Raw genomic sequence first — 13195 nt, forward strand, 5'->3', positions numbered from 1 at the left:
CATGGCCTTCATCGAGATCGACGGGGTGCACAAGAGCTACGGGGAGACCCCCGTGCTCCGCGGCATCGACCTGACCGTGGCCCAGCACCAGGTGGTGACCCTGATCGGCGCCTCCGGCAGCGGCAAGTCCACCCTGCTGCGCTGCATCAACGGCCTGGAGGAGATCAGCGGGGGTGAGATCCGGGTCGGCGGTGATGTCGCCTCCGGCCGCGGCACCGATGTGGACCGGCTGCGACGCGATGTCGGCATGGTCTTCCAGCACTTCAATCTGTTCCCGCACATGAGCGTGGTGCGCAATGTCGCCCTCGCGCCGATGCAGGTGCGCGGGATACCGCGCGTCGAGGCCGAGGAGCAGGCTCGTGCCCTGCTCGCGCGGGTCGGCCTGGCCGACAAGGCCGACAGCATGCCCGACCGGCTCTCCGGCGGTCAGCAGCAGCGGGTGGCCATCGTACGTGCCCTGGCCACCGGCCCCCGCGCACTGCTGCTCGACGAGATCACCTCGGCCCTCGACCCCGAACTCGTCGCCGAAGTACTGGCCATCGTCCGCGAACTGGCCGAAGGCGGCATGACCATGCTGCTGGCCACCCATGAGATGGGCTTCGCCCGGGAGGTGTCGAACAAGGTGTGCTTTCTTCATCAGGGCGTACTGCTGGAGGAAGGGCCGCCGGAGCAGATCTTCGGCGACCCTCAGCAGGAGCGTACCCGCGCCTTCCTGCGCCGCATCGTCGAGGCGGGGCGGCTGTGAGCGGCGCGCGGGTGCTCGTCGTGGAGCACGAGGACGGCACGGGCCCGGCCCAGTTCGGTGAACGCCTCGCCGGACAGGGCCTGGTGATCGACCTCTGTCGCCCCTGGGCGGGCGACACGCTGCCCCGCGCCCTGGACGCATACGACGGGCTGCTGGTCCTCGGCGGATCCATGGGTCCGTACGACGAGGAGCAGGCGCCTTGGCTGCCGGAGGTGCGGAAACTGCTGCGGCAGGCCGTAACCCGGGACCTTCCCACGCTGGGGATCTGTCTGGGCATGGAACTGCTGACAGTGGCCTGCGGGGGCGAGGTCCGGCACGCCGCCCTGCCCGAGGTCGGACTCAATGACCTGATAACCCATCAAGCGGCTTCCGCAGACCCACTGTTCGCGCCACTCGTGGACCAGGACAGCTGGTTGCGCGCAGTGCAGTGGCACTGGGAGGAGACGGCCACCCTGCCCGAGGGCGCCGTTCCGCTGCTCACCAGCGAGCGCTGCACCCACCAGGCGTACCGGATCGGCACCGCTGTGTGGGGTGTTCAGTTCCACCCCGAGGTGCTGGCCGACGACATACGCACCTGGGGTACGGCGGACGTCGGTTCGCTGCACGCCCTGGGCCTTGAACCGGGCGGGGTCGTTGCCGAGGTGGAGCGCGAGGAGAAGCGGCTGCGCACGCTCTGGGGGGCTTTCGCCGAACAGTGGGGATGCATGGTTGCCGACGGTCCGGGCCCCTCCGCCCGACAGCGCATTCCGGCGGAGCGGCGGCCATGAAGGCCCGATGACGGTCGGACCGGTCGGACTGCGGGCGGTCAGTCCAACCGGTCCTCCCCGCCGGGCAACGGGTCGATACGGGGCCCCGAAACCGCCACACTTCCCGCGTCCACACACGGTTCCCGGTGCGCACGCGGGAACGCCCGGGCACGAGGTCTGCTCCGGCACCTCCGAGTCCGTCGCTCAGCTGTCCGTCGGCAGGGGCCGGTAGCTCATGGAGCCGCCGCAGGTGTGCAGCGCCCCGACGCACGCCCCGTCCTCGACGACCGCCGGGCGTGAGGCCCATCGCCCCACCACCCACGCCGAGTCGTGCGGCAGGCACCCGTCAGCGGCGCGGGCAGGTCGGGTCGTCGATCGCGCTGACCGTGTAGGGAGGCAAGCCCGGAGGGTCATCCAGCTGGCTGTTGACGACATACAGTCGGCAGCCGTGCCGGGCGAGCGCGGTGGGCAGGTCGAACGGCTCGCCGGTGATCCGTTCGGTCACCGTCCCCGTGCGCAGCTCCTCGTCCAGCTCGGCGATGTACACGCCGTGCGGGGCACCGTAGTTGAGCACGGCGTACAGCGTCCGGCCCGACAGAAGCATGCCGTCCGCCCCGAACGACTCACCCCCCAGGCGCAGTTGCTCGATCATGCGCGTCGCGGTGTCCACCCGCCAGACCGCCTCGGTTCCGTTGGACGACACCAGCAGGGTCTTGCCCGAGCGGTCCGCCACGATGCCATTGAGCAGCCAGTACTGCGCCGGGAACTGCGGGAACGCGGACCGGATGTCCAGCCACGGTTCGAGCTGCCCCGGGAGACCGTTGCGGAGGGGGGCCCGAAGGACCACCGGATTGGCCCAGTCCGTGACGTAGACGGCGTCCTTCGTGATCACCAGGTCGTTGAGATCCGGCGGGCCGAGCGGACCGGGCTCGGCCGTACGCTCGGCCAGCAGCCTCCCGCTGCGGTCGTGGACGGTGAGGACAGCGCCGCCCACCGAGAACACCCACCCGTGCCTGTCGGTGTGCACGCCGAGGGAACTGGAGCGGCTTTCGATTCCCTCGGCGCGGAACACATCCAGGCGAGCGTCGCGGACATGGCCGCGGTACAGCGCGCCGGTGCCGTCGGAGGACACGTACACGGTGCCGTCCCGGTCGACGGCGATCCCCTCCGGCAGGACGCCGGGGGCGTCGGAGACGACGTAGGTGCGAGGCAGCGGACGGGCGACGGCCCGCTCGGGCGTACCGCCGAAGACGGCGGCCAGGACGGCGGCGAGGAGACAGAGGAATCGTGAGGTGGCGCGCATCGTTGGGACCTCCAGGAGTTCGTGGACCGGCGTGCCGCACGGGAGCCTGGCCGATACGCGATCCGGCCGCATCGCCTTTCGGCTCTCGACGAAAGGCGTGGCCGGGCCGATAATCAGGCGGCGTGATCCGCTTACAGTTCTCCGACGCCGACCTGCGCCGGGTCACGGTGGCCCAGGCTCCCGACGCCCTGCTGGAAACGGCGCTCAGCGTGCGTCGTCTCCGGGGCGGGACGCCCACCGGGGGCCCCACGCGCCCCGCCCTCAGCCAGTGGCACAAAGCGATGCAGGACACCCGCCCCCGGCCCGGTGTCCTGCTCGACCTGGTTCCCCGCAACGGATTTCTGCCGGACTTCCTTCAACAGCCGACAGCCCGGGACTTCGCCACCGCACTCGACCTCGTCACCGCAGCTCCCGCCGAACAGCTGGCCCTGGATCTGGGTCTGGCGGACACGCCTGGGTGGAACGGTTCCCTGGAGCAGCCGAGCCGGTGGGCGCGAGAGCTCGCGAACGGCTCACCGGCGGCGCGGCGGGTCCTGCAGCGCGACCTCCAGGGGTACTTCACCTCGGCAGTCGCCCCGCTGTGGCCGCGGGTGAGGGCCGACGCCATGGCCGACCGGGCGGTGCGCGCCGAGATGCTGCTACGCGGCGGGGTCGACGCCCTGCTCACCACGCTCAGCCCCACATGGAGCTGGCAGGCGCCCGTACTGACTCTCCCGTCGACGTCCCGGCACGACATCCCGCTGTGCGGCCGCGGACTGCTGCTCGTACCGTCCTGGTTCGCGGTGAGCGCCATGGTGATGTACCGGCCGGAGAAGCCGACGGTCCTGGTCCATCCGATGCTTCCCGTCGAGGAGCCGGCCTTCTCGTCCGACGTGCTGGGACCACTGCTGGGCCGGACAAGGGCAGCTGTGCTCGCCGTTCTGCGCGTCCCGGCCACCACGACCGTGCTCGCCGAACGTGTCGGGATCTCCTTGGCGACGGCCAGCCAGCACGCCACCGTTCTACGGAACGCCGGACTGGTGGACACCGCCCGGACGGGCCTGTCCGTCCTGCACAGCCTGACCCCGCTCGGACTGGCCCTGCTGGCGGGTGAGGAACCGTCGTTCTGAGGCCCGCCCCGGCTCGGACGCGGTGACAGAAGCAGGCGTCGCCCATCGGCCCCACTTTTCACCAGCAGACACCAGCAGACACCGGCAACAGTGGCGTGAGGCGTCCTGCGCGTCCGCAGCTCTCCGCGAGCAAGGCCCACCGAGCGCTGCCACAACCACCGGGCGCTCGGGCTCTGGCACCAAAGATGGCGGAACCGACCTGATCAGACCTGACAGCTCGTACTGCGGGCGGGATGCCGCCCGGTCGGCCCCATTGATACGGCACTCGGCTCCCTGCGGAGCGCTCAGCCCGACGGCTGGTGCACGCCGTGTTCGAAAACCCGAATGCGCCGGCCTGCACGGTCCTGGGACCATGCCCGAATGCCCCAGCGTCTCGAACCCATAGTCATCCGGCACACGTACCGCATCCCTGCCCCCGCCGGGCCCGCCGGGCAAGGAGGCGCCGCAGCACGGCAGTTCGACGCCGCGCTGATGTCCGTGGGCTTCAAGCTCTCGGCGAACCTGCTGGAGCATCTGTCGGGACTGGCCGAGGAGACGGTCGTCGACACCGCCGTGCGCACACTGGACACCATCCGCGAGACGGCCGGCGACCACGTCCAGCACAACGTCTACTTCGCCGACTTCCCGGCCAACGTGCCGGACACGTTCGACTTCTGGATGCGGTGCATCGCCGAGGCGCTCGCCGACGACGCGTCACGCGAGAGCACGCTCGCCCAGCTGCGCACCGGCGTGGTCGACCTGCTGACCCTCCCGTCGTACGGCAACTACCAGCACACGTACGCCGAGATGGTCGCCGCGCACGACGAGCTGATCGCCGCCGCGGGCGACCGCATGACGGTCCTCCACCTGGGCGGCGCCCTGGACGACGAGGTCACCGCCCTGTATCTGGCCCTGGCGGGCAGCACCACCCCGCTGGGCGAGGAGGGCCTGCGCGACCTCGGCGCGCTCGCCGCGCACTGCGTCGACGGCCCCCAGCCCGAGGCGATCCCGGTCCGGGAGAACCGCGCCCTCGTCAACCTCGCCCGCCTCGACGCCGGCGCGGACCTCCTTCTGGACACCGTCACCGACGTGCTCCGCCTGGCCTGCGCACTGTCGGACGGCGACGTGACCCTCATGGAACCGACCCGGTTCCGGTCGCTGTCCCGACCGGACCGCCGCGCCCTGCTCGCCGGCCTCGACGCGGTCGTCGCCGCAGCCCCCGCCAAGCTTGCCGACGTCACCGCGCACCGCGAGGCGTTCAAGCGCCTCGGTGAGCGCCTCCACCCGCACGAGTACCCGCGCTGGCCGCACGCCGCCGACGTGTTCGCCGTCGCCCGGGGCGAGAAGGAGGCCCGCTCCTTCGACAGCCGCATCGAGGAGCTGCTCGGCGCGAACGACGTCACCGGGGCGGCACGGCTGCTGACGGCCGCCCCGGGCAAACTGTTCCGCTCCCTGGACCGCCTGCTGCGCGCGTGTCGCACCCAGGACGAGCGCGACGCCATCGTGGCCGCCGCAGAGCAGGTCGCCCCGCAGACGTCCGGCCGGGTCCTGCTGTCGGTCCGTGAGCACTTCCACAACCGGACGCAGGAGACGGGCGAGCTCCGCGTCTTCGTCAACCGCCTCGGCCGCGCCTGGGTCACCACCGACACCCGCCCACCCGTGCTGCCGCCCGAGCGCAAGCGCCTGATCGCCGCCCTGGACGCCGAGACGCGCCGCCGCCTCCCGGAGCCGGGGCACCTGCTGATCGACCCCGACGTCCTCGACGTCGCGCTCCCGCTCAGCGGCAAGGCGACGGCCACCGGGCTCGGCGTGCTGCCCCGCGGCTCCCTCTCCCCGGTCGACGGGGAACTGCTCCGGTTCTTCGTCCACTGGAAGCAGACCAGCCGCACCACCGACTTCGACCTGTCCGCGCTGCTCCTGAACGCCTCGTACGGGACCGTCGGCTGGCTGTCGTACACCGCGCTCACGCAGATCGAGGGCGAGCACTCCGGGGACATCACCGACGCACCCGACGGCGCCTCGGAGTTCATCAACCTGCGTCTGGGGGCGGTGCGCGGCACCTACATCGTCCCGCAGGTCAACATCTTCTCGGGAGAGGGCTTCGAGGAGGTCAAGGAGTCGTTCTTCGGCTTCATGCTGCGCGACGCCGAACAGCAGGGCCGTCCCTTCGAGGCGCGCACCGTACGCATGAAGTCGGAGCTGCGCGGCCCGGGCAGGGTCGCGCTGCCGCTGGCGTTCCTGCGCGGGCACGACGGCAGCTGGCGCGCGAAATGGCTGCACCTCTACCTCAAGGGCAACCCGGCTTCCAACCGGGTCGAGGGAAACCGGGTGTCGGCCGCGACGCTGCTGCGCGGCATCGTCGAGCGCGACTACCTCACGGTCCGGTACCTCACCGACCTGATGGGCGGCCGCGCCACGGCCACCACGCTGTGGGACGGCGAGACGGTCCCGGACGGCCCGGTCACATACATCGGCCTGGAACGCCCGGAAGGACTGCACTCGGATTCCGTGATTATCACCCCGGAAAATCTGCGCGACCTGATCCCCAGCTGACTGCTACCGTTGACCCCAGCGAGGCCATGAACGGACTTCCTTCTCATTCCTCTCTGAAACTAGTCCCTTCGCTTTCCTCGCCCTCGATGTCACGCCGGGGTGCCATGCGGCACCTCGGCGTCGTCGTCCCCCCGGTCCTCGCAAGGCCGCAGGCCGCTGCCTGAGACCCCAGGCCTTCGGAGGTCAGCCGGACGCCGGCCTCGGTCTTGAAACCGACCCTTACACCAGCAACCGGCACACGTTCTCCAGCGACAACCCCACCAGCTTCATCGAACTGGACGGCCACGGCCCCGCGGAGTGTGTCGAGTCCGGCTACACATGCTCGATGAACAGTGCCGGGGGCTGGGACGTCGACTACAAGGCCCAGGCGTCGAGCGGTCGCCTGCGGACCCGGCGGACCGGGACGACGATGCGCGCCGCGACCGCCACGAGCAGTGTGGGCGGGCGGTCGACCCTTCTATGCGTGTCTGAATTATGAGGTGTTGTGGCTGTTACCAAGGATGTGTGCTGGACGGGTGGTTCGCAGGGTGGTGCGCCGGGGTGTGCGGGGGAGCTGGAAACGGCTTACTCCCGGCTGTGGGGCGGGTGCGTGGATCCGGCAGTCGATGTCAGGGGCATGCGCGGCCGGGTGCGTGATCAATGCAGTCGCAAGTTACGGAAATGTCCGCATTAAGTAACACGAAGCGGAGTTGCGGCCGGTAGTGGGGGAGGTGGTCCAGGCTTTGGGTTCTCGGCCTGAAGGGCCGGGAACCGCACCGCGCAGCATGGCCCTTGACCGGGTCCTGGGCGCCCTTGTTCGAGGGGACATCAATGTCTGCTTCCCGTATCGTCCGCCGTATTGCCGCTACCGCTCTGGCGGCCGGCTCCGTCGTCGCCGTGGCGGCGATGCCGGCATCCGCCGACAGCGACCACGACCACGGATATGGGCACGGCCGTCACCAGTCGTACTCCAGCGTTGTCCTCGGCGACATCCAGTACGACAGTCCCGGTCGTGACGACTGGTCCAACCGTTCGCTGAACGGGGAGTGGGTGGAGGTCACCAACACCGGCCGCCGCGCGGTCGACCTGGACGGATGGTCGCTCACGGACCGGAGCGGCAACCTGTACCGCTTCGACGACCTGCGCCTGGCCGGCCGCGCCACGGTCCGGGTCCACACCGGGTTCGGCCGTGACACCCGTCGGGACGTCTACCAGGGCAGCCGGGACTACATCTGGAGCAACTACGCCGACAAGGCCACCCTGCGCGACAACCGCGGCCGCACCGTGGACACCCACTCCTGGGGCTACCGCCGCTGACCCGCCCCCGCCCCTGACCAAGGGCGCACCTTCCGCCCCCGGGGTGCAACCCTTCTGATCCGGCGTGCCACCACCCACGCAGGGTGGTGGCACGCCGCTCTTGTACGCCCGGGTCCCCGGCTTCCCACCACCCGGCACGGTGCACGGTCGCACCACCCGGGAAAAAAGCTGCAGGGCCCTGGTCTGAGGGCCCAGGGCCCAGGCGTACGCATCCCGAGGGATCGAAGATGCGCACGCCACAGGGCCCAACACCCGTAACGAGGGGCACGTTACGGGTGCCACGCCCCGAGTTCGGCAGCAGACACCAAGTACCTGAAGGCGCTCTGAGCCGCCGCTGCCCTGGACGCACCACCGCGATGTCCTCGACAGAGACCGGCGAGCGGTGCGTGCGCTGCCTCCTTCGTGCGGTGAAGCTGAGATCGTGAGTATCAGAAGCGTGCACCCGGTGAGTGCGGAGCAGATCTACGCAGCCCTCGTCGCCCTGGGGGCTGAACCAGTACTGGATCCGGACGTGTGGCCCCAGGGCCCGCAGGCCGAGGACCGGCTGCGACTGCTGGGCGCCCTGCTGGCCAAGACAGAACTGGAAATCACCGCCTCGACCGGCAGGGGCGGGCAACCGCTGGAGGACGTCGCCGAAGCGCTTCTCGGATGGACGGAGCAGGCAGGACCCGACTCACAGATTTCGTCCGTCGTGCTGGCGAACCGGTTGCAGCTCACCGCGGTGCAGCTCATGGGGCCCGAGGGGGAGGGGCCTCCTCACCGGGCGGCGTCCTGGGCGGCCGTCGTGGCGGCCACGGACGCACTCAGCGCCCAGCTCTATTTCGAGCGCGGTGACATTCGGGCCACCCGGCGAGCTCTCGACCGGACGGAGGCATCGGTCATCGCGATCCTGGAGGGCTTGCATGACCTCCGCGTCGCCATCGGCGATATCGAGGAGTAGAAGGAACTCGTGAGCCCGCTGGACCGCTGGCCGCGTCGCTGACCTGCGAGAAGGTACGTCCGTGGAACTCGTGAGACCGTCTGCGCGGGCGCGCGGCGCTATTGCCACCGGCGGTGGCACCGCGGTCGGGCCCGGGGCACGGTGCCCATGACCAGGCAGAGGTCTCCCTGATGGTTCCGCTACCCGGCCGTGCCTGCACGCTTTGCGGCCCAGAAACGGTGGACAGCCCATCCGGCACCCAGCGCGGAGGCCGTCCAGACGATGACCTCGGCGAGAACAATTGCCGGGGTCATCCGGCATAGCGGTTCGGGCCCTCGGGCGGTTCGCACGCCGGCACTGTGCCGAACCGCCCGAGGCCCCGGCCTCCCGGCTGCGACCGGGCTCGGCTGCTCAGGTCCTCTGCCCGGAGCGGGCTGACGCACCGGTCAGTCGGTGCCGAACTCCATCGCGGCGCGGTCCAGCAACTCGTCGTCGCCGGAGACCTCGCCGCGGGAGGCGATGGCCTCGGCGCCGCCCTCCGGCATGGTGCCGATCAGGCCGGTCGCCGCCGCCTGGGCGGCGCCGATCAGCGCGGGGTGGGTCGTGCCGACAATGCCGAGGCCGGCGTACTGCTCGAGCTTGGCGCGCGAGTCGGCGATGTCGAGGTTGCGCATGGTGAGCTGGCCGATCCGGTCCACCGGGCCGAACGCCGAGTCCTCGGTGCGCTCCATCGAAAGCTTGTCCGGGTGGTAGCTGAACGCCGGGCCAGTGGTGTCCAGGATCGAGTAGTCCTCACCGCTCCGCAGTCGCAGGGTCACCTCGCCGGTGACCGCCGAGCCGACCCAGCGCTGCAGCGACTCGCGGACCATCAGCGCCTGCGGGTCCAGCCAGCGGCCCTCGTACATCAGCCGCCCGAGGCGCCGTCCCTCGTTGTGGTAGTGGGCGAGGGTGTCCTCGTTGTGGATCGCGTTGACGAGGCGCTCGTACGCGGCGTGCAGCAGCGCCATGCCGGGTGCCTCGTAGATGCCGCGGCTCTTCGCCTCGATGATCCGGTTCTCGATCTGGTCCGACATGCCCAAGCCGTGGCGGCCGCCGATCGCGTTCGCCTCCATCACCAGGTCGACCGGGGAGGCGAACTCCTTGCCGTTGATCGTCACCGGGCGGCCCTGGTCGAAGCCGATCGTCACGTCCTCGGCGGCGATCTCGACCGAGGGATCCCAGAACCGCACGCCCATGATCGGTTCCACGGTCTCCACGCCGGTGTCGAGGTGCTCCAGTGTCTTGGCCTCGTGGGTGGCGCCCCAGATGTTGGCGTCGGTCGAGTACGCCTTCTCGGTGCTGTCGCGGTACGGCAGCCCGTGGGCGGCCAGCCACTCCGACATCTCCTTGCGGCCGCCCAGCTCGGAGACGAAGTCGGCGTCGAGCCACGGCTTGTAGATGCGCAGGTGGGGGTTGGCGAGCAGGCCGTAACGGTAGAACCGCTCGATGTCGTTGCCCTTGAACGTCGAGCCGTCGCCCCAGATCTGTACGTCGTCCTCGAGCATCGCCCGGACCAGCAGGGTGCCGGTGACGGCGCGGCCGAGCGGCGTGGTGTTGAAGTAGGCACGGCCGCCCGAGCGGATGTGGAACGCGCCGCAGGCGAGCGCGGCCAGGCCCTCTTCGACCAGCGCCTCCCGGCAGTCGACCAGGCGCGCGACCTCGGCACCGTAGGCCTTCGCGCGGCCGGGCACCGAGGCGATGTCGGGCTCGTCGTACTGGCCGATGTCGGCGGTGTAGGTGCACGGGACGGCACCCTTGTCGCGCATCCACGCGACCGCGACGGAGGTGTCGAGGCCGCCCGAGAAAGCGATGCCGACGCGCTCGCCGGTGGGCAGGGAGGTGAGAACCTTAGACATGGGAAGAGTATGTATGTATCCGCATGATTATGCAAGGTGGCTTGCCGCGCACGGCCGGTACCGCTTGCAGTACCGCCGCTTCGTCCGGGACCCCGGAGCGAAGCCGGTGATCGCCCGCCGCGGCACGGAGCACGGCTTTGGTCCGGTCACCCAACGCTGGGTCGTGGAGCGCGCCTGCACTGGTTGCGTCGCCTGCGGACCCAGCTCCGGCCGGGCCGACACCTCGGTGAACTTCCCCTATGCCTCGGCCTGCTCGGGCGTCCGTTCAGCGAGCGGCGAGCAGCGTGACCGTGTCGATCACACGGTTCGAGAAGCCCCACTCGTTGTCGTACCAGGCGACCACCTTGACGTGGCGGCCGTCGACACGGGTGAGGGCCGAGTCGAAGATCGACGAGGCCGGATTGCCCGTGATGTCGGATGACACGAGCGGGTCGTCCGAGTACTCGAGTACGCCGGCCAGCGACCCCTGTGCCGCGGCGCGGTAGGCCGCCAGCACTTCGTCGCGCGTCACGTTGCGCGTAACGGTCGTGTTGAGTTCGACGATCGAGCCCACCGGAACCGGCACGCGGATCGAGTCGCCCGACAGCTTGCCGTCGAGGTTCGGCAGCACGAGGCCGATCGCCCTGGCGGCGCCCGTCGTGGTCGGCACGATGTTGACAGCGGCGGCGCGGGCGCGGCGGGCGTCGCGGTGCGGACCGTCCTGCAGGTTCTGCTCCTGTGTGTAGGCGTGCACCGTCGTCATGAAGCCGTGCTCGATGCCGGCGAGCTCGTCGAGTACCGCGGCCAGCGGCGCAAGTGCGTTGGTTGTGCACGAGGCGTTCGAGATGATCGTGTGCAGGGCCGGGTTGTACGCGTCGGTGTTGACCCCGAACGCGAGCGTGACATCAGCGCCGTCCGACGGCGCAGTGACGAGCACCTTCTTCGCGCCCGCGTCGAGGTGGGCGCGGGCCGCCTTGGCCGACGTGAAGCGGCCGGTCGCCTCGAGCACGATGTCGACGCCGAGCTCGGCCCACGGCAGCTGTTCCGGTTCGCGCTCGGCGAGCACCGTGATGTGACGGCCGTCGACGACGAGGGCGCTTCCGTCGACCGTCACCGGGCGACCCAGCCGGCCGGCCGTGGTGTCGTAAGCGAGCAGCCGCGCAAGAGTGGCGGGCTCTGTGAGGTCGTTGACGGCGACGACCTCGAGGTCGCTGTTGCGTTCGAGCAGCGCGCGCAGCACATTGCGTCCGATACGGCCAAATCCGTTGATAGCGATGCGAGTCATGAGCGATGTCCCTTCTGTTCGCCATCAGGTTCGCGCCCGGCATCCGCCCGCGACAGCGGCGTGATCGCCATGGTTCAAAAGGATCTCGCCACGTGATGGCGGGCTACTCGCCCTGGGCGAAGGTGCGCCGGTACTCGCTTGGCGTGGTGTCGAGGATGCGCTGGAAGTGCAACCGCAGATTCGCACCGGTGCCGAGACCGACGTCGGCGGCGATCTGCTCGACGCTCCGCTCCGAACGCTCGAGCAGCTCACGGGCCACGTCGATCCGGGCGCGCATGACCCACTGCATCGGCGTGTACCCCGTGTCTTCGACAAAGCGTCGCGAGAACGTGCGGGGCGACACCGTCGCATGCTGGGCGAGCGCCTCGAGGGTGAGGGGCTCGCCGAGCCGGTGCAGCGCCCACTCGCGGGTGGCGGCGAACCGCTCGCCGAGCGGCTCGGGCACGCTGCGCGGCACATACTGCGCCTGGCCGCCGCTGCGGTAGGGGGCCGCGACCAGGTGCCGGGCCGCGTAGTTCGACGCGGCAACCCCGAGGTCGCCGCGCAGAATGTGCAGGCACAGGTCGATGCCCGAGGCGGCGCCGGCCGACGTCAGCACGCTGCCCTCGTCGACGAACAGGACGTTCTCGTCGACCTGAACGAGCGGATGCTTCGCCACAAGCGCCCGCGTGTAATGCCAGTGGGTCGTGGCGCGCTTGCCGTCGAGCAGGCCCGTGGCGGCGAGCGCGAACGCGCCCGTCGAGATGGCGGCGAGCCGCGCACCCCGATCGTGGGCGGCGATCAGCGCGTCAATGACGGCCTGCGGCGGGTCGTCGCGGTCCGGGAACCGGTAGCCGGGGACGAAGACGATGTCGGCCCACGCAAGCGCGTCGAGCCCGTGGGTGACGTAGTACGACAGGCCGTCGCCGCCGGTCACGAGGCCGGGTGCCGCGCCGCACACCCGCACCTCGTACGGCATGCTCGCGCGAGTCGTGAAAACCTGCGCAGGAATGCCGACATCGAGCGGCTTCGCACCCTCGAGCACAAGGACGGCGACGCGATGAAGGCGGGAGGCCGGCACAGGAAAGAGGGTACGCGGGGGCGCGGCTTCGATACGCCGGCTGCGTGGACAGGGCAGATGAAATCGGCCCGGGCTGTCTTCCACGTTGCAGTCCACTGCCGCCGCTCCCACCCCTCGCCCCGCCCCCAGCCGCTCTGACTGAGTGCCGGTTCCGATCCGACGTAGGGTCAGCCAACCGCCCGATGCTCAAAAAAGCGTGACACGCGTACTTACTGCGCAATTTCAATCACGCTTGGGCAGAAACTATGGGCTCCGCCCGAGCCGCTGTCAATGCCACGCCCGACCCCATTTTCTCGCCGTCCGCCAGCTGATTCGGCTTGCCTGTC

General features: G+C 70.2%; 10 protein-coding genes and 1 pseudogene. 7 read left to right on the top strand and 4 right to left on the bottom strand.

Annotated features, from left to right (window positions below):
- Nucleotide 1: 1 nt before the first annotated feature.
- Both ACWD6R_RS24825 and ACWD6R_RS24830 read left to right on the top strand, forming a co-directional pair.
- Complete coding sequence (locus ACWD6R_RS24825) at nt 2-745, top strand: amino acid ABC transporter ATP-binding protein (protein ID WP_451820712.1); 744 nt, start codon at nt 2-4, stop codon at nt 743-745.
- Nucleotides 742-1512 (top strand): type 1 glutamine amidotransferase, encoded by a 771-nt coding sequence (locus tag ACWD6R_RS24830; RefSeq protein ID WP_451820713.1) that lies wholly within the window; start codon nt 742-744, stop codon nt 1510-1512. Before ACWD6R_RS24825 ends, ACWD6R_RS24830 begins: the two co-directional genes overlap by 4 nt.
- A 325-nt stretch (nt 1513-1837) precedes the next feature.
- Here the strand turns inward: ACWD6R_RS24830 and ACWD6R_RS24835 are convergent, their stop codons facing one another.
- Nucleotides 1838-2794 (bottom strand): hypothetical protein, encoded by a 957-nt coding sequence (locus ACWD6R_RS24835; RefSeq protein ID WP_451820714.1) that lies wholly within the window; start codon nt 2792-2794, stop codon nt 1838-1840.
- A 122-nt stretch (nt 2795-2916) separates the two neighbouring features.
- Here ACWD6R_RS24835 and ACWD6R_RS24840 point away from each other — a divergent pair, with 122 nt between their 5' ends.
- The 4 genes from ACWD6R_RS24840 (at nt 2917) to ACWD6R_RS24855 (ending at nt 8671) form a co-directional block, all read left to right on the top strand.
- The gene (locus tag ACWD6R_RS24840) at nt 2917-3903 is read left to right on the top strand and encodes an ArsR/SmtB family transcription factor (protein ID WP_451820715.1); all 987 of its coding nucleotides are present in this window, start codon (nt 2917-2919) and stop codon (nt 3901-3903) included.
- A gap of 360 nt (nt 3904-4263) precedes the next feature.
- Entirely contained in the window at nt 4264-6435 is a 2172-nt protein-coding gene (locus tag ACWD6R_RS24845; protein WP_451820716.1) for a hypothetical protein, read from the top strand.
- A gap of 810 nt (nt 6436-7245) precedes the next feature.
- Nucleotides 7246-7731 (top strand): lamin tail domain-containing protein, encoded by a 486-nt coding sequence (locus tag ACWD6R_RS24850; RefSeq protein ID WP_451820717.1) that lies wholly within the window; start codon nt 7246-7248, stop codon nt 7729-7731.
- A gap of 421 nt (nt 7732-8152) precedes the next feature.
- Nucleotides 8153-8671: a hypothetical protein gene (locus tag ACWD6R_RS24855; RefSeq protein WP_451820718.1), complete on the top strand. Its 519-nt coding sequence runs from the start codon at nt 8153-8155 to the stop codon at nt 8669-8671.
- A gap of 425 nt (nt 8672-9096) precedes the next feature.
- Here the strand turns inward: ACWD6R_RS24855 and argG are convergent, their stop codons facing one another.
- A complete protein-coding gene (gene argG, locus ACWD6R_RS24860) occupies nt 9097-10545 on the bottom strand; it encodes an argininosuccinate synthase (protein ID WP_451820719.1) in 1449 nt (482 codons plus the stop codon).
- A gap of 67 nt (nt 10546-10612) precedes the next feature.
- On the opposite strand from argG, the pseudogene ACWD6R_RS24865 reads away from it, so the two are divergent.
- Nucleotides 10613-10717, top strand: a pseudogene (locus ACWD6R_RS24865) (IS5/IS1182 family transposase); the annotation flags it as partial.
- A gap of 93 nt (nt 10718-10810) precedes the next feature.
- Here ACWD6R_RS24865 and gap read toward each other — a convergent pair.
- Together gap and ACWD6R_RS24875 are read right to left on the bottom strand one after the other, a co-directional pair.
- Complete coding sequence (gene gap, locus ACWD6R_RS24870; RefSeq protein WP_451820720.1) at nt 10811-11809, bottom strand: type I glyceraldehyde-3-phosphate dehydrogenase; 999 nt, start codon at nt 11807-11809, stop codon at nt 10811-10813.
- A 103-nt stretch (nt 11810-11912) separates the two neighbouring features.
- Nucleotides 11913-12869: a GlxA family transcriptional regulator gene (locus ACWD6R_RS24875; protein WP_451820721.1), complete on the bottom strand. Its 957-nt coding sequence runs from the start codon at nt 12867-12869 to the stop codon at nt 11913-11915.
- Nucleotides 12870-13195: the final 326 nt, after the last annotated feature.

Source organism: Streptomyces sp. NPDC005151 (genome assembly GCF_053599875.1).

Coding starts and splice junctions, on each gene's coding strand:
- ACWD6R_RS24825 (WP_451820712.1), top strand. CDS start 2: ATGGCCTTCATCGAGATCGACGGGGTGCACAAGAGCTACGGGGAGACC.
- ACWD6R_RS24835 (WP_451820714.1), bottom strand. CDS start 2,794: ATGCGCGCCACCTCACGATTCCTCTGTCTCCTCGCCGCCGTCCTGGCC.
- ACWD6R_RS24845 (WP_451820716.1), top strand. CDS start 4,264: ATGCCCCAGCGTCTCGAACCCATAGTCATCCGGCACACGTACCGCATC.
- ACWD6R_RS24850 (WP_451820717.1), top strand. CDS start 7,246: ATGTCTGCTTCCCGTATCGTCCGCCGTATTGCCGCTACCGCTCTGGCG.
- argG (WP_451820719.1), bottom strand. CDS start 10,545: ATGTCTAAGGTTCTCACCTCCCTGCCCACCGGCGAGCGCGTCGGCATC.
- gap (WP_451820720.1), bottom strand. CDS start 11,809: ATGACTCGCATCGCTATCAACGGATTTGGCCGTATCGGACGCAATGTG.